This window comes from Sphingobium nicotianae, from assembly GCF_018603885.1.
Classification (GTDB): Bacteria; Pseudomonadota; Alphaproteobacteria; order Sphingomonadales; family Sphingomonadaceae; genus Sphingobium; species Sphingobium nicotianae.
Genome location: NZ_JAHGAW010000012.1, coordinates 30,574 through 45,841, shown reverse-complemented (window position 1 = coordinate 45,841; position 15,268 = coordinate 30,574). Strand labels below are relative to the sequence as shown.

At 64.8% G+C, this 15,268-nt stretch carries 19 protein-coding genes and 1 tRNA gene; 8 read left to right on the top strand and 12 right to left on the bottom strand.

Annotated features, from left to right (window positions below; all coding sequences use genetic code 11):
• Positions 1 to 21: 21 nt before the first annotated feature.
• From zapE to KK488_RS17110, 3 genes are read right to left on the bottom strand one after another with little or no spacing between them, the layout of a single operon-like run.
• Entirely contained in the window at positions 22 to 1,137 is a 1,116-nt protein-coding gene (zapE, locus tag KK488_RS17120; protein ID WP_214624926.1) for a cell division protein ZapE, read from the bottom strand.
• On the bottom strand, positions 1,134 to 1,601 hold the full coding sequence (locus KK488_RS17115) for a GFA family protein (RefSeq protein WP_214624925.1): 468 nt from the start codon (positions 1,599 to 1,601) through the stop codon (positions 1,134 to 1,136). The genes zapE and KK488_RS17115 overlap by 4 nt, the downstream gene beginning before the upstream one ends.
• 31 nt (positions 1,602 to 1,632) lie before the next feature.
• A complete protein-coding gene (locus KK488_RS17110) occupies positions 1,633 to 2,418 on the bottom strand; it encodes a succinate dehydrogenase iron-sulfur subunit (RefSeq protein WP_214624924.1) in 786 nt (261 codons plus the stop codon).
• Positions 2,419 to 2,584: 166 nt separating this feature from the next.
• On the opposite strand from KK488_RS17110, the gene KK488_RS17105 reads away from it, so the two are divergent.
• Both KK488_RS17105 and KK488_RS17100 read left to right on the top strand, forming a co-directional pair.
• Positions 2,585 to 3,424, top strand: coding sequence for a diacylglycerol kinase family protein (locus KK488_RS17105; protein WP_214624923.1), 840 nt, complete (start codon positions 2,585 to 2,587; stop codon positions 3,422 to 3,424).
• Between the two features lie 8 nt (positions 3,425 to 3,432).
• On the top strand, positions 3,433 to 4,140 hold the full coding sequence (locus KK488_RS17100; RefSeq protein ID WP_349356920.1) for a metallophosphoesterase family protein: 708 nt from the start codon (positions 3,433 to 3,435) through the stop codon (positions 4,138 to 4,140).
• Between the two features lie 253 nt (positions 4,141 to 4,393).
• Here KK488_RS17100 and KK488_RS17095 read toward each other — a convergent pair whose 3' ends face one another.
• Positions 4,394 to 4,780, bottom strand: a complete 387-nt coding sequence (locus KK488_RS17095; RefSeq protein WP_214624921.1) for a hypothetical protein — start codon at positions 4,778 to 4,780, stop codon at positions 4,394 to 4,396.
• A gap of 6 nt (positions 4,781 to 4,786) precedes the next feature.
• Between KK488_RS17095 and KK488_RS17090 the strand changes: the two genes are divergently transcribed.
• From KK488_RS17090 to pyrE, 3 genes are all read left to right on the top strand, one after another.
• Positions 4,787 to 4,960, top strand: a complete 174-nt coding sequence (locus KK488_RS17090; RefSeq protein ID WP_214624920.1) for a hypothetical protein — start codon at positions 4,787 to 4,789, stop codon at positions 4,958 to 4,960.
• Positions 4,961 to 4,967: 7 nt separating this feature from the next.
• Positions 4,968 to 6,269, top strand: coding sequence for a dipeptidase (locus tag KK488_RS17085; RefSeq protein ID WP_214624919.1), 1,302 nt, complete (start codon positions 4,968 to 4,970; stop codon positions 6,267 to 6,269).
• A gap of 154 nt (positions 6,270 to 6,423) precedes the next feature.
• Complete coding sequence (pyrE, locus tag KK488_RS17080; RefSeq protein WP_214624918.1) at positions 6,424 to 6,945, top strand: orotate phosphoribosyltransferase; 522 nt, start codon at positions 6,424 to 6,426, stop codon at positions 6,943 to 6,945.
• Here the strand turns inward: pyrE and KK488_RS21460 are convergent.
• The 4 genes from KK488_RS21460 to KK488_RS17060 all read right to left on the bottom strand — a co-directional run bounded on the left by KK488_RS21460 (position 6,932) and on the right by KK488_RS17060 (position 9,704).
• Entirely contained in the window at positions 6,932 to 7,942 is a 1,011-nt protein-coding gene (locus tag KK488_RS21460) for a PEPxxWA-CTERM sorting domain-containing protein (RefSeq protein WP_250890634.1), read from the bottom strand. The two genes, pyrE and KK488_RS21460, sit on opposite strands and share 14 nt — an antisense overlap.
• Positions 7,943 to 8,193: 251 nt before the next feature.
• On the bottom strand, positions 8,194 to 8,379 hold the full coding sequence (locus tag KK488_RS17070) for a DUF1328 domain-containing protein (protein ID WP_214624917.1): 186 nt from the start codon (positions 8,377 to 8,379) through the stop codon (positions 8,194 to 8,196).
• 66 nt (positions 8,380 to 8,445) lie between these two features.
• Positions 8,446 to 8,760 carry a DUF1905 domain-containing protein gene (locus KK488_RS17065; protein ID WP_349356919.1) on the bottom strand — a complete coding sequence of 105 codons (315 nt, stop codon included), beginning with the start codon at positions 8,758 to 8,760 and terminating at the stop codon, positions 8,446 to 8,448.
• An 11-nt stretch (positions 8,761 to 8,771) separates the two neighbouring features.
• Positions 8,772 to 9,704: a peptidylprolyl isomerase gene (locus tag KK488_RS17060; protein ID WP_214624915.1), complete on the bottom strand. Its 933-nt coding sequence runs from the start codon at positions 9,702 to 9,704 to the stop codon at positions 8,772 to 8,774.
• 78 nt (positions 9,705 to 9,782) lie between these two features.
• Here KK488_RS17060 and KK488_RS17055 point away from each other — a divergent pair.
• Both KK488_RS17055 and KK488_RS17050 read left to right on the top strand, forming a co-directional pair.
• A tRNA-Ser gene (locus tag KK488_RS17055) sits at positions 9,783 to 9,873 on the top strand.
• A 182-nt stretch (positions 9,874 to 10,055) separates the two neighbouring features.
• A complete protein-coding gene (locus KK488_RS17050; protein WP_214624914.1) occupies positions 10,056 to 11,432 on the top strand; it encodes a tyrosine-type recombinase/integrase in 1,377 nt (458 codons plus the stop codon).
• On the opposite strand, the gene KK488_RS17045 is transcribed toward KK488_RS17050, so the two are convergent.
• Genes KK488_RS17045 through KK488_RS17030 form a run of 4 tightly spaced genes read right to left on the bottom strand, consistent with a single transcriptional unit; the run spans position 11,399 to position 13,691 of the window.
• On the bottom strand, positions 11,399 to 12,247 hold the full coding sequence (locus KK488_RS17045) for a hypothetical protein (protein ID WP_214624913.1): 849 nt from the start codon (positions 12,245 to 12,247) through the stop codon (positions 11,399 to 11,401). The two genes, KK488_RS17050 and KK488_RS17045, sit on opposite strands and share 34 nt — an antisense overlap.
• Before the next feature lie 42 nt (positions 12,248 to 12,289).
• The gene (locus KK488_RS17040) at positions 12,290 to 12,430 is read right to left on the bottom strand and encodes a hypothetical protein (protein ID WP_214624912.1); all 141 of its coding nucleotides are present in this window, start codon (positions 12,428 to 12,430) and stop codon (positions 12,290 to 12,292) included.
• Positions 12,431 to 12,465: 35 nt separating this feature from the next.
• Positions 12,466 to 13,305 carry a class II aldolase/adducin family protein gene (locus KK488_RS17035; RefSeq protein WP_214624911.1) on the bottom strand — a complete coding sequence of 280 codons (840 nt, stop codon included), beginning with the start codon at positions 13,303 to 13,305 and terminating at the stop codon, positions 12,466 to 12,468.
• Between the two features lie 14 nt (positions 13,306 to 13,319).
• Positions 13,320 to 13,691 carry a c-type cytochrome gene (locus KK488_RS17030; RefSeq protein WP_214624910.1) on the bottom strand — a complete coding sequence of 124 codons (372 nt, stop codon included), beginning with the start codon at positions 13,689 to 13,691 and terminating at the stop codon, positions 13,320 to 13,322.
• A 199-nt stretch (positions 13,692 to 13,890) separates the two neighbouring features.
• On the opposite strand from KK488_RS17030, the gene KK488_RS17025 reads away from it, so the two are divergent.
• Positions 13,891 to 15,165 carry a gallate dioxygenase gene (locus tag KK488_RS17025; RefSeq protein ID WP_214624909.1) on the top strand — a complete coding sequence of 425 codons (1,275 nt, stop codon included), beginning with the start codon at positions 13,891 to 13,893 and terminating at the stop codon, positions 15,163 to 15,165.
• The last annotated feature ends 103 nt before the right edge of the window (positions 15,166 to 15,268 follow it).

Genomic DNA, 15,268 nt, shown 5'->3' with positions numbered 1-15,268 from the left:
GCATTGCAGCATGGTTCCGGCTCAGCCGGACGCACCATGCCCCAGGGCGAGATAATCGAGCGATTGCATTTCCATGAGCCGCGAGACGGTGCGCTCGAACTCGAAGCTGCCGTCGCCGGCGGGATAAAGATCGGCAGGCTGGGCGTCCGCGCCGGCGATCAGCTTGACCTTCTTCTCGTAGAGCGCATCGATCAAGGTGACGAACCGCGCTGCTTCGTTGCGATTCTCCGGTCCCATCACCGGAATGCCGACGATGATGACCGTGTGGAAACGCCGGGCGATGGCGAGGTAATCGCTCGCGCCCCGCGGCTCGCCGCACAGCCGCTTGAAGGAGAAGACCGCCACGCCCTTGAGGCTCTTGGGCACATACATGGTCCGACCGCCGCCCACGGCCAGCTCCTCGCTCGGCACATTGGCGCTGTCCTCGGGCGGATAGTCGGTCAGGCGGAAGAAGATTTCGCGCAGCTTCGCGGTCGTCTCATCGCCATTGGGCACATGCCATGTGTCCATGCCGCCAAGGCGATCGAGCCGGTAATCGATCGGGCCGTTCAGCGGCAGGACGTCCAGCCGCTCCTTCAGCAGGGCGATGAAGGGCAGGAACAGGTCGCGGTTGATCCCGTCCTTGTAGAGATCATCCGGTGCGCGGTTGGAGGTGGCGACGAGGGTCACGCCGGCGTCGAACAGCCCGGTGAACAGCCGCGACATGATCGCCGCGTCGACCGGATTGTTGACGACCATCTCGTCGAACAGCAGCACCTTGGCCTCCTCCGCGATGGCGGCAACGACCGGCGGAATGGGATCGCCGCTCTCGCTCTCGCGCGCGGCGCGCAGCCGGGCGTGCACGTCGAGCATGAATTCGTGGAAATGGGTGCGGCGTTTGGCCGGGCCTTCCAGGCAATCGCGCAGCAGGTCCATCAGCATCGACTTGCCGCGACCGACGCCGCCCCAGAGATACACGCCGCGGATCGGCTCGGGCGCCTTGCGCAGCATCCGCCAGAGCACCGAGCCGCGCCTGGGGGTCGCCTCCAGCTCCTGCTGGAGCTGCGTCAGGCGGACGGCCGCCTTGCGCTGGGCGGGATCGGGCTGGAGCTCGCCGTCGGCGATCAGCTCGTCGTAGCGGTTGAGTAGCGTGATCACGCGCCGTTCGGCTGTGCCTCCGCGACCGGGATGGTGTGATGCGGGCGCGGACGCATCGCCTCATATTTGGGCAGGCCCGGATCGAAATAATCCCAGGCTGGCGCGTCCTTCACGTAGATCACGCTGTCGGGCGAGACGGCGCTCGGATCGTCGAGCGATCCCGCCTGCACCATGATCACTTCGCCCGGCAAAGTGCCGGAGGTATAGAGCCGTCCGCCGCATGTTCCGCAGAAATGCCGCGTGACCGATCCGCCGGTGTCCCCCTCATTGGTGTAGGTGGCCGGGGTGCCCGTCAGGTCGAGCTGGCTGTTATGGATGCCGACGATCGTCGTGTGGCCGGTGCCGGTCGCCTTCTGACAATCCTTGCAGGCGCATTGCGAGACGAAGAGGCTGGGGCCGGTCAGCTTGTAGCGCATCGCCCCGCACAGGCATCCGCCCTCCAGTGTCACGCCGTCAGCCACCATGTTCGTCCCCCCATCGCCGGCGATGATGCGCTCAGAGCGCGCGCTCGACCAACATCTTCTTGGTCTCGGCGATCGCCTTGGCCGGGTTGAGGCCCTTGGGGCAGACATTGGCGCAGTTCATGATCGTGTGGCAGCGATAGAGGCGGAAGGGATCTTCCAGCTCGTCGAGCCGCTCGCCAGTATATTCGTCGCGGCTGTCGGCCAGCCAGCGATAGGCCTGGAGCAGGATCGCCGGGCCCAGAAACTTGTCGCTGTTCCACCAGTAGCTGGGACAGGCCGTCGAGCAGCAGGCGCACAGGATGCACTCGTAGAGCCCGTCGAGCTTCTCGCGGTCTTCAGGGGATTGCAGCCGCTCCTTGCCAGACGGCGGCGGCGTCACCGTCTGCAACCAGGGCTTGATCGAGCTGTATTGCGCATAGAAATGCGTGAAATCGGGGACAAGGTCCTTGATCACGTCCATGTGCGGCAGCGGCGTGATGCGCACGTCGCCCTTGCAGTCCTCGATTGCGGTGGTGCAGGCGAGGCCGTTCTTGCCGTTGATGTTCATCGAGCAGGAGCCGCAAATGCCCTCGCGGCACGAGCGACGGAAGGTGAGCGAGCTATCCTGCTCGCCCTTCATCTTGATCAGCGCATCGAGCACCATCGGGCCACAATCGTCCAGATCGATCTCGAACGTGTCGTAGCGCGGGTTCTCGCCCGAATCCGGATCGTAGCGATAGACTTTGAAGCTCTTGACGTTGGTGGCGCCGTCGGCCGCTTTGTGCACCGTCCCGTTCTTGCGGATGACGCTGTTCTTGGGGAGAGAAAATTCGGCCATTGCTCGATCGATCCCTGGCAGGGCGCGCAGACCGCGCCGCGTCGCAAATATGCGCGCCTCCTAGCGCGTCGCTCCCGCCGGCTCAAGGGGCAGCGCGGAAGGCGCTCCGATTAGCGGATTCGGAGCGCATTGCGCATCCTAATGCACAATGGGGCGTTGGATCGATATGACTGGAAGCTTGCTCATCTATAATGAACGTAGCGGACGGAGCGATCCCGCGCTGCTCGCCGAGATCGAGGCACTGTTCGCCGATGCCGGCCGGCCAATCGGCCGCAAGCTCGCGCTCGGGGAGGCGGATCTGCCAACTGCGGCCTCGGCGAGGGCGGAGCGGCTCGATCTCGTGGTCACGCTGAGCGGCGACGGATCGATGAGCTCGGTGGCCGATCGGCTGGGAGGCTGGGACGGCACGCTGCTGGTATTGCCCGGCGGGACGATGAACCTGCTGTCCCACGCGCTGCACGGCGATCTGACCGCGCCGGAGGTCGTGACGGCGCATCTTGCCGGGAAGGGCTCGGTGCTCCAGGTGCCGGTGCTGCGCGCCGGCGATCTCACCGCCTATACCGGCATCATCATCGGCCCGACGGCGGCCTGGGGCGACGTGCGCGAGGATCTGCGCAATCTCGACGTGGCGGCGCTTGCGGCCAACGTACCCCGCGCCCTGGCGGCGACCTTCAAGGAGCCGGGCGTCGTGCTCGACGAGCATGCCGGCGAATATCCCGCCATCTTCGTCGAGCCGGGCCGCACGGGGCTGCGGGCCTATGGCGTGCTGGCGAGCAGCGCTGGCGACCTCTTCGGCCACGGCTGGGCCTGGCTGTCTGGCGATTTCCGCAACGGCCCGTCCGAGCCGCTGGGCACTGCGCGCAACATGCGCTTCCGCACCGGCAGCGCCCGGCTCGACCTGCTGGTCGACGGCGAGAAGGAGGAGGCGCCCAATCTGCTGGACGTCTATGCCGACAAATCGCGCGTGCACTTCCATGCCGTGCTCGACGATGTCGCATGGCCCTGATCTTTCATGTGAGCGACCTGCATTTCGGCGCGGAGGACAAAGCCGCGCTGGCCTGGTTCGCGCGCGAGGCGCAGGCTCAGCGACCCGATGCGATCATCGTCACCGGCGATCTCACCATGCGCGCCCGGCGCCGCGAGTTCCGCGCGGCGCAGGACTGGCTCGAGACGCTGCCCGCGCCGCTCTCGATCGAGGTGGGCAATCATGACCTGCCCTTCTTCAACCTCTTCGCCCGCTTTGCCGACCCTTATGGGCGCTTCGAAAGGCTGGAGCGCGATATAGAGCGGCGGCTCGATCTGCCCGGCCTCGACATCATTCCGCTGCGCACCACGGCGCGGGTGCAATGGCGGCTCGACTGGTCGAAGGGCCATATGACGCCGGCGCGTGTCGAGCAGGCCAAAGGCTCGCTGGTCCGCGCGCATGGCCCGATCCGGCTGATCGCCTGCCACCATCCCCTGATCGAGCCGGAAACGCGCGGCACGGCGCGCACCCATGGCGGCCGCGAGGCGCTGGAGGCCCTAGCGCTGGCGGGCGCGGACGGCATCCTTTCGGGCCATGTCCACGATCCTTATGATCGCACGATTGAGATCGAAGGCCAGCCGGTCCGCCTGATCGGCGCAGGCACCCTCTCGGAGCGCGTGCGTGACAGCCGCCCAAGCTACAATGCGATCAGGACCGAGGGCGAGGCGCTGGCGGTGGAGATCCGGTATGCGGCTTAGTGGCGTTCGGGCGTAAGGTCATCAACGTCCGTTTTGGAGGGAAGCGGACAGTCAATTTAGCCCCTCTCTCGCTTTCGTGGGAGAGGGAGGGACCCGCGAAGCGGAAGGGTCTTTGAACTTGCCCCTCAAAAAGCTTCACCTGCCATGATAAAGAAGAAAGACCCCCACCCAAACCCTCTCCCGCGAAAGCGGGCTAGCCATGCAGCGTCAGCAAGTGGGTCGTATCCCGACAGTCCGCGTCCGAAACCACAGCTCAGTTCAGCCCCACCCGCCCTGTCTCCAGCACCAGCGGGCAGAGCAGCTGGTTCTCCAGTGCGATGCGCAGCTTGAAGGCGGTCATCAGGTCCGCCGTCTCGCCGATGTAGCTGTTGCGGTCCGCCGCGATCTGCGCCGGCCTCCAATAATCGAGATAAGCCTCCCAGCTCTCGGTGAGCATCGTGAATTCCTCGCGGAAGCTCATCAGTTCGCGATCGAAGATCGACCGGGCGGGGTTGGTGCGATCCTCGATGAGGAAGGCCTCTTCCTCGGCACGATGACAGGCGTAGCGCCGCTCGAACTCGGTCATGAGCGCACGACAGGCCACCGGATCGGTCTGCCTGGCCCGCGCCGCCGTGATGAGTCGATCGGCAAGCTTATCCATGGCGTCATGATCGTCGATCAGACTCGCAATATCCTGCATTTTATACACCTCACACCGCACCGCAAAAATATGGCTCGGCTGGCGAACAAATCCTTGCCGGGCATGCTGAAGAAAAAGGAAAGGCTGCCTGGCGGCGTACGCACAATTGCGGGTTCCCATGTAGGCGCCAGCCTGCTCTAACGGCGCCATGCACAAGATCCGCTTCGCCGCTCAGGCTGCCATCGCCGCGACCCTGCTCGCGACTGCGTCCACCCTTTTTGCCGCGCCGGCCGATCCCAACGATCCGAACCTGCCGCGCCTGCGCAAGGTGCTGAAGGCGACCCCGCTGATCGACGGGCATAACGACTGGGCCGAGGTGCTGGCCGAGAAGGCGGGCGAGAAGCGCTGGACGATGGATCTGCACAGCCTCGATCATGACGCCTATGACACCGACATCGAGCGCATCCGGCAGGGCCTGATGGGCGGGCAATTCTGGTCGGTCTACGTCTCGGCGGGCCTGCCGCCGGCAGAACAGGTTGAGGACACGCTCGACCAGATCGATCTCGTCAAGTCGATCGTGCGCCGCTACCCGGCCGACTTCGCCCTGACCCGCACCGCCGCGGAGGTCCGCGCCGCGCACAAGGCGGGCAAGATCGCCTCGATGATGGGCGCCGAGGGCGGCGGCCAGATCGACGAGAGCTTCTCGGTGCTGCGCGCCTATGCCGCGCTCGGCGTCGGCTATCTGACGCTCACCCACAGCAAGACGATCAGCTGGGCGGACAGCGCAACCGACAATCCCCAACATGACGGCCTGACACCGTTCGGCGTCGCCGTGGTGCATGAGCTCAACCGCCTCGGCATGCTGGTTGATCTCTCTCATGTCAGCGAGGCGACGATGCTGGATGCCCTCGCCGCATCGAAGGCGCCGATCATCTTCTCTCATTCGAGCGCGCGGGCGCTCTGCGACCACAGCCGCAACGTGTCCGATGCGGTGCTCAGCAAGGTCGCCGGGAATGGCGGCATCGTGATGGTCAATTTCGCGCCCCAATATGTGTCCGAGGCGCGGAGGGTCTGGGGCGCCGAGCGCGGCGCGCTGTCGGCGCTCTACAACCAGCCGCCGCTCGGCGGGCTCTATATCGGCGAACCGGAGCGGGCCAAGGCGGCGCTGGCCAAGTGGGACGCGGAGCATCCCAAGCCGGTCGTCACTCTCGCGATGGTCGCCGATCATGTCGATCATATCGCCAAGGTGGCGGGCTACGACCATGTCGGCCTGGGTGGCGACTATGACGGCCTGGGCGAACTGCCGCAGGGCATGGAGGGCGTCGAGAGCTACCCTGCCCTGCTGCTCGAGCTGATGAAGCGCGGCTGGAGCGACGAGAATATCGCCAAGCTCGCCGGCGGCAACATCCTGCGCGTGATGGCGGCAGCGGAGAAGGTCGCGGCGAGCCTGGCGAACGAGCCGCCCGCGACCGGATCGGTGGCGACGTTCGACGGCCCGGCGACGAAGTGAGGGAAATTTCCAACCTCCAGTTCGTATCGAGCCCTTCGACTGCCCGCGGGGCGGGCGCTCAGGATAAACTTCAGCCTTTGGCTGATGTCGAGACACGTTGGCACAGCGCTAACCGTGTCTCGACTTCGCTCGACACGAACGGATACGCTAAGGGATGAGCACCGATCCCACCCTCGCGCGCGATCTCGCCGCCGCCGCGACGCTGCGCGGATCGTTCCTCCTGCGCTCGGGCACGATCGCCGACACCTATTTCGACAAATATCGCTTCGAGGGCGATCCCGCCCTGCTGCGCCGCCTCGCCGATGCGATGCTGGCGCTTGTCCCGGCGGAGACGCAGCTGCTCGCCGGGCTGGAGCTGGGCGGCGTCCCGATCGCGACAGCCATGTCGCTGGCGAGCGGCCTCCCGGCCGTGTTCGTGCGCAAGCAGGCCAAGAGCTATGGTACCTGCCTCGCCGTCGAGGGCGGTGACGTTACCGGCAAGCGCGTGCTGCTCGTCGAGGACGTGATCAGCACCGGCGGCGCGATCGCCGATGCGGTTCCGCTGGTCCGCGCGGCCGGGGCGCAGATCATCGGCGTCGTCTGCGCGATCTGGCGGGGCGATGGCGCCCCCGGCATCACGGTGATGCCGGATCTGCCAGTGCGCGCGGCCTTCACCCGCGCCGTCAGGCGAAGCTGATGGTGGTTCGCCGCCTAGCCTGGCGCAAGCCATGGCCGATCAGGCCGAAACCGACCAGCATAAGCGCCCAGGTCGCCGGCTCGGGCACGCCCGGCGATGGAGGCGGGGCCAAGAACCCCGAAACCACTACGACCTGATCGCCGCCACCGAAGGTGGAGAAGAGGAAGTCGCCGGTCAGCGGATCGATCACCGCGCCCTCCGCGCCACCGAGGCCGGTGAGGAAGTCGCGACGGCTACCCACGATGGGATCGCCATTGGCGTCGATTGCGTAGAGGCCGACCTTACCGGCGCCATATTCGGAGACCAGCAGGCTATCCAGACCGTTGAAGCCGGCATTGGCGCCGTCGACATAGACAAAACCTTCAGGACCGCCGCTCAGCGTCAGGAACACCGGCGAGATTGCAAGATCATAGGTGCCGCTGCCATCCGGCGTAAGGCCGACCTCGGCCCACGCACCGCCGCCATAGGAGACGATCTTCATCTTGCCGGCGCCATCGAAGCCCGCCGGCACGAAGTTGAGCGCGCTCAGCGAGCTGGGGAACCCCGTCATCGGCGTGATCTTGTCCGGCGTCATGCTGCCCGGCTTGTATTGCGCCATCTCGTTGACCGGCCAGCGCGCGGCGAACAGCACGCCGCCCGGGCCGAAGGTGACACCGCCGTCATTATAGTCACCGTCCACGAAAAAGGCCGACGGGCCACTGAAACTGACGATATGCTTGCCGGCGTCCCGGACCACGTCGATGGTCGCGAAATAGCCTGCCGTGCCGTTGGCCGCGCCGCCGATGATCAGGGTATCATTGTCGAGAAAGGTCAGACCGCCAAGATTGGCGGGGATACCAGACGGTGTGCCCAGCGTCGTGCAGGTGTAGCTACCCGTGAAATCGCCGCCAAAGACGATGCCGGGGCTGCAAGGAGCGGCATATGCGGCGGTCGATCCGGCAACGATGCCGATCGTCGCGGTCGCGAACGACAGAAAATGTTTGGATATAGCAGTCATGCCTTGTTTCCCACCAAACAGGTCAATCTGCAGCATCAGTCAGAAACCCACTCTCCGACTCAACCCAGTTCAAAAATGCCGCTTGCGACTGTGAAAGGCGCATTCAGCAGGCAGGAATTATCACGCTCATTCACGGTTAACGAGTCTTAATCAAAAGATATATAATATGTACCGTTTCGATACAAAACCAGCGAGGAGAGCGTGGCTGCGTAGCGCTGCCTTTGTCGCTGAGGATGGCTTGATCCTGCCCGCTAGTCGATCGCGTTCGAGATGCCCTTGCCGGCCAGCAGGCCGAGCACGAGGAAGATCGCGAACAGCGCGATCGCGGCAAAAAACAGGATCTTGGCGATGCCGACAAACGCGCCGGCGACGCCGCCAAAGCCGAGCAGGGCCGCGACGGCGGCGATGATCAGCGCGATGATGGCAAGACGGATCATGACAATAGTCCTTTGTGACCAGATGCCTTCAAACGCGCGGCCGGACGCGGGAGTTCCCTCACTCTATCAGAGTGCGACGAACGCGCACACCATGTCGCCTTCGCACAGGCCCTCGGCGCGGCAGACCGCGACCTTGATCGGCAGGAACCATCCGCCGCTTTCTTTCTCGGGAAAGACCGATGTCTGCCAGATGGTCTCGCCCACCGTGACGGTGACGCGCGCCGAGCCGAAGCCACGTTTCCCGTTCAGCCATTGCCCGCTCATCGCAGCGTAGCGAATCGCGTCCGCAGCCTCCCCGGCGATCACGATATAATGCGATTGGCTGTTCTCGCTCGCGCTGCGGAAGACCCGCAGATCGCCCTCGACGGAGATCTGCTCCACGGCCGATCGGCTCAGGGCTTGCGCCGGATCGGCACCGGGATGTTGCATAGATCCGCGCCGCCCGCCGGCACCAGGAAGAAGGGATCACGCCGATTGGCCCGCGCCTCAGCATATTTGGCAAAACTTTGGCTGGCCGTCGCGAGATACTGGAAATGCGGCTGCTCCGTGGCCGGCGTCTCACTGGCGAGACGGACCGAGAGGATCGGGGTACGCTCCTCCGCCTTGTCGTAGAAACCCAGCGGCGCCGGGCCGCGCGGCAGGCTGGAGAGATGCTCGATGCCTTCGATGATGCGGCCGACGACCGCGATGTTGCGATCAAGATGGCGGGGCGCGTGGCCGATCACGGCGTAGAGCTCCGACCCGGTGCCCGTATTGGGCGACATGTCGCGCGCGACGCCCACGGCGCCGTAGCAATGGACCGGCCAAGCCTGCGCCTTGCCGATGGCGAACGGCCAGCCCCGACTGAAACCTCCGGCGCCATAAGCGTCGGTGACGCGCGGCGCGGCCAGCTCATTCCTGACCACGCCGGCGACGGCATAGTCGCTCTCCGGCATCATCCTTAGCGTGGCCGGCAGCGACTTGGCCTTGGCCGATGCGTCATCCGGCTCGCCCCATTGCGCGACATAATTATCCTGCACGCGATAGACGCTGGTCCCGTCCCACCAATGCGCCCGGGCGATCGTCTTGATGTTGCCGACCCAGCCTTGGCTGAACGGGGCGGGCATGAGCTGGATCACGACCGCGCGCGGCTTGCCCCCGGCATCGGGCGCGAGCGTCATGACCAGCAGGTCGTCCGGCGCGATATCCACCCAATCACCGGCCGGCGCCGCCGCGACGATCTCGCCCGGCGAGGGCTTGGCGGCCGGTTTGACCGGCTGGGCGATGGCGAGGCCGCTCGCGGCGGCGGCGGCAAGCAGGACGGGCAGAAGCAGTGCGGGTTTCATGGCGCCCAGACATGCCATAGGCGCGAGCCTTGCGAAAGTCGTACGAGGTCGCTAGGGCGCGCAATCTCCAGAGCATGCGGAGCGGTGGCCGAGTGGTCGAAGGCGCTCGCCTGGAAAGTGAGTATACGTCAAAAGCGTATCGAGGGTTCGAATCCCTCCCGCTCCGCCACGGACCATTCCACAGGGGTCCGCAAAAGACCACTAGGATCGACTTTGTCCTCCTGATTACCGACGTTTAGCAGACCGGTTCGGCCTCGGCCGTCCGTGCCCGTCCATGCCCATCCAGCGATTCGGAGGGCCGAAAACGAGGTGTCGCCGGTCGAAAAACGAGGTATCTCAGGAGACCGAGCCATGCTCACCGACACCAAGGTCCGCAACGCCAAGCCGCGGCCGAAATCCTACAAGCTGACCGACACCAACCGCCTCTTCCTGCTGGTCGCCCCCGGCGGCGGCAAGCTCTGGCGCTGGAACTATGTCTACGACGGCAAGAACAAGACGATGGCGTTCGGCGCCTATCCGATGGTTTCGCTGGCCGACGCTCGTGCCAAGCGGGACAATGCCTATGCCATCCTGAGCGAAGGCAACGACCCGGGCGTCGCGAAGAAGCTCAGGATCGAGGCGAACCTCGAAGCCGCGCGCCAGACCTTCGAAAAGGTCGCGCGCGAGTGGCACGAGAACGCCAAGGCGCAATGGGCGAAGATCCATGCCGCCGACATCATCCGCAGCCTCGAGCGCGACATCTTCCCGTCGATCGGCGACCTGCCGATAGCCCAGCTGACACCGCCTTTGGTCCTCGCGGCGCTGCGCGAGGTCGAGGCCCGCGGATCGATCGAGACCGCCAAGCGCATCCGGCAGCGGATTTCCGCCGTCTTTGTCTACGCCATCGCGCAGGGCATCGCGACGACCGACCCGGCCGAGAAGCTCGGCGCGGTCCTCAAGCCGCTGCGCAAGGGCCGACAGCCGGCGATCACCACGCTTGTCCCGCTGCGCAAGATGATCGCGACGGCGGAGCAGGACTATGCCCGGCCCATCACCCGGCTGGCGCTGCGCTTCCTCGCGCTCACGGCGGTTCGACCGAGCGAGCTTCGAGGCGCGCGATGGGACGAGTTCGAGGAGCTGAACGGCAAGGAACCGCTGTGGCGGATTCCGTCCGCCCGCATGAAGGGAGACCTCGAGCGCAAGGAGGAGTCCGACGGCGATCATCTCGTGCCGGTGACACCGCAGGCGGTCGCGGTGCTCAAGGCGCTGTGGCCGCTAACCGGCGAAGGGCCGCTGCTGTTTCCGAGCAACCGCCATACCCACCGCCCCATGAGCGAGAACGCGATCGGCTATCTGCTGAACCGCGCCGGTTACCATGGCCATCATGTGCCCCACGGCTTCCGGGCGGCCTTCTCGACCATCATGAACGAGTGGGCCGAGCGCGAGGGCAAGGATCACGACCGCAAGGTCATCGATCTGATGCTCGCCCATGTTCCGAAGGAGAAGGTCGAGGGCGCCTACAATCGTGCGGCCTACATGCCGCGGCGGCGCGAGCTGGCATCGATCTGGGCGGACATGCTGAGCGATGGCCTGCCCGAGCCGGGCACGTTGATCGAACTGCCGGTCAAGGCGATCGGCGGATGTTCGCGCCGGAGCTTCGCGCCGCCGCTGGATGCGGAGTTCCGGTTCCCGATCCGGCGAAGGGGGTGCCTAGCCTATCGGCGCGGTCCGTTGCCGCAATTCACATAGGCGCCAATGGCGCCGAGGATGAACTTGACCTCGCGATGGACGTCTCGCGGCATCTCGTCATGGGTCTTCAGGCCGTCGAAGAAGGTCGCGACAGCCACGGTCTTGAGATCCATGACGTGATTGACGAGGCGCTCTTCCTTGATCGTCTTCGTCTCCCCCTGACGGATCCAGCGGGTGAGGAAGATCACCACGCAAAGAGCATAGCGGAACACGAATGTGTCGAGCGCCCGGCGCAAGTCGCGCGGATGAAACTGCGGCTGGATGTTGAGCGAGCGGAGCAGCATCTTGTGCATGTCCATGCTCAGATGGATGAGCTTGCGCTGCAGGTCTCCGCTGTACGGAATCCGCTTGCGCAGGCGATCAAGGTCGCCCTTCTCGAAGATGGTCGTGCATCGCTCGAAGAGCGTGAGGATGTTGCCGACATTGGCCCGCAGATCGGCGATCTGGTCCCGGGACTGCTCCTCCATAAGCGAGAAATGGGCATTGGTGAGATCGTCGTCCGCCACGTCGATCACCGTCCGGCAATAGGCGCCGAAATTCGCTGTCTGGGCGGGTTCGATCAGGCGGTTGCACAGGCCTTTGCTCACACCGCTATCGCGATAGAGATCATGCGTGCCGCGCAGGATGATGACTTGCCGGGGACGACCGCAGAGGGTCTGGAGCAGCTTGCGACCATTCTTCGCTGCGGCATCCTTGTGAACTTCGACGAGCGTCATCTCGGGGATCACGGCGAAGTCTGCCGCGGACCGAGCTAGGAATTCGGTCAGGGCGGCGTCACTCAGCCAATTCGTGTCGATCACAAAGCGCCCGGCCATACCGCTTCGATCTCCCTCGCTTGCCAAGCGCAAGCCCGACGGTCATCCGCGCCAGCCGCGGCCACCCTCGACGTCCCCGCGCGCGCGCAGCAGGTCGCCCAGCGGGCGTCGGTCGACCGTGCAATATCCGATCACGCGATCATAGCTTCGCCGGCCCGCACGGCAGACCAGCACACGGCCCATGACGAGCTGCTCGAGAAGACGCTTCGCTTCGCCAATCAACGTTCAAGCAGGTCTGCGCACCCCGCTTTCGTCGCCCAATATATCCAAGCGCGTTGCAATTCGGGAGCGTTCGGCGACACGTCGGCGATTTTTTTGATCTCGCCTTCGGACAGCGCCACCACCGGGCCAAGCTTAAGGGCCTCCGTCAAAACCTTGGCGTTCAGACGAAGATATATCGCCATGCGCAGCACCTCGATCAGGTTGCGTCCGGCCGCGGCGAAGCCATGCCCGCGCATCAGCACGACATGGTCGTTGCCGAGGGTCTGCGCGAGATCGGTCCCCATCCGGATGTCGCTGACAAGGAGATTCGTGTCGCCCAGATGCGCGCGGCTGTCCCACACGGGAACATGCGAGCCGACAACGCCGGCATTCTGGATGACAGGCTGGAGCGGCGTCTTCGAGATAGTGAAAGGAAGTACCTCGGCCGCGTGCGCATGCACGACTGCTTTCACATCGGGTCTCGCAGCGTAGATAGCCGCGTGGATGAAGCGCTCGATGTAGAACGGGGCGGCGCCAGGGGTAACCGGGCTGCCGTCGAGGCCAAATTGAACGATGTCGGAGGCCTGGACCTGTTCCGGGCTGCGTGATCTGGAAAGGAGGAAACGGTCGGGGTTGGTCGGGTGGCGCATGCTGACATGCCCGTAGGCATCGACGACCTCCTGATCAGCGAGGATTCGGTTTGCGATCACCAGGTCGAGTATGGCGCGCTCAATCCCCTGCGCCGGCGCCGGAGTCTGCGCCATCACCGCCCGCGGTGCGAGGCCAATGATCGCTGCTGCAAGCGCCGACGCGACCACGTTACGCCTGTCTACGGTTCGAACTTCTCTGATCTGCATAGCGCTCATAAATCCTACCTGGTCGCGGCGAGATAGGCGATGACATCCTGCCGGTCACCTTGGCCCGCCATCCCTGCATAGGGCATCTTGTTGCGAGGTATTGCGCGTTGCGGCGCTCGCAGGAAAGCATCGAGGGTCGCAGCATCCCAGATGATCCCGGAAGACTTCAGCGCCGGTGAGTAGCTGAAACCCGACCCGCCGCCCGCCCTGCGGCCGTAGACTCCACGCAGGCTCGGGCCGACTCCGACGGAGCCGTCCATCGAGTGGCATGCGGCACATTGTGCGTAGATCTGCCGGCCCCGTTCGACGCTGCCCCGGGGCTGCGCGGCAAGAACAGCGGTTCCGATCGTCAGGCAGAGCCCGATCCCGAGTGCTATGTGTCTCATCCTCTCTCCTTGGGATGCCTCCTGACACGGCGCCGCATATTTAGTCAATATATTGACTTTATTTTACGACGACTCTAGTCGGTCAGTCTCCGGCATCGAAGCAGGGAGAGGAGATGGTGGTCGCGGGCTCGCGGGCCGTTCGATCGACGCCCCCCCCCAAGCCGAAGGCGGTTGTTGAAACAGCTTGGATGACGAAGAAATGGCTCGCATCATCGGGGGTATCGGGACATCGCACACCCCGACTATCGGCTTCGCTTTGGACGCGGGGAAGCAGCAGGATCCGACTTGGGCGCCAATCTTCGAGGCCTATTCCCCACTGCGGAGCTGGCTGGACGAGACCAGGCCCGACGTCGTGTTCACGATCTACAATGACCATGCCACGTCGTTCTTCTTCGATCATTATTCGGCATTCGCACTCGGCGTCGGCGAGAGACATTCGGTGGCCGATGAAGGCGGTGGTCCCCGGGTCCTTCCGCCGATCGACGGACATCCCGCATTGGCGCGGCACATTGCCGAGAGCCTGATGGCCGATGAGTTCGACATGTCGTTCTTCCAACGCCGCAAGCTGGACCACGGCTGCTTCTCCCCCGTGAGCCTTCTGGCAGACTATTCGGAAGGCTGGCCCTTCAAGATGATCCCGCTGGCCGTCGGCGTTCTCCAGAACCCGGTGCCGAGCGCCCGACGGTGCTGGATGCTGGGCCAGGCCCTGCGCCGGGCGATCGAGAGTTACCCCGAGAATCTATCGGTAGCGATCGTCGCCACCGGCGGGCTGTCACATCAGGTCCACGGCAAGCGCGCAGGGTTCAACGATCCCGAATGGGACCGGCTATTCGTCGATCTGCTGGTTGACGACCCCGAGACCCTGGCGCGCATGAGCCAGGCCGAGCTGGCGATGCGCGGGGGCTGGGAGAGCTCGGAAGTGGTCATGTGGCTGATCATGCGCGGTGCACTGGCGGCCCGTCCCGAGGTGCTATCGCGCGACTACTACCTTCCGTCGATGACAGGCATCGCCACGCTCCTTCTGGAGAACCGGTCGGGCAGCGCAGCACTGAGCCCGGCATCCGCCCTGGATACCGCGACCCTGAGCCCGCCACAAAGTCAGCCGTTCACGCTCGACCTCAGTGTGAAGCGGTACGATCTCAACCGCTTCCTGCAACAGATGGTGGAACCTGAACATCGAAGCGCCTTCCTCGCCGACGAGGAAGCCAGCCTTGCCAGCTCGAGACTCGATCCAAGCGATCAGCATCTCATTCGGCAACGGGACTGGAGCGGACTCATCGAACGCGGAGCCATCTTCTTCGGACTTGAGAAGCTCGCCGCCGTTCTGGGAATGCCCAATGCGGTCATCTATGCAGGAATGCGGGGGGAGACGCTGGAGGAATTCCAGGCAAGCCGCAACGCGCCAGGTGCGCTCTACTCGGTCGGACGGGCATTTGGGAGCGACGCCGAGGTTGAAATCGCGCCCCGAGACTGAACTGCCAGGACACACTGCACAGAGCGGAAAACAGTCAATGTATTGACTAAATGGCATGCCTGTGCGACCCGTCGTCCGAGCGAGAAACATCGCCAGGGATGGG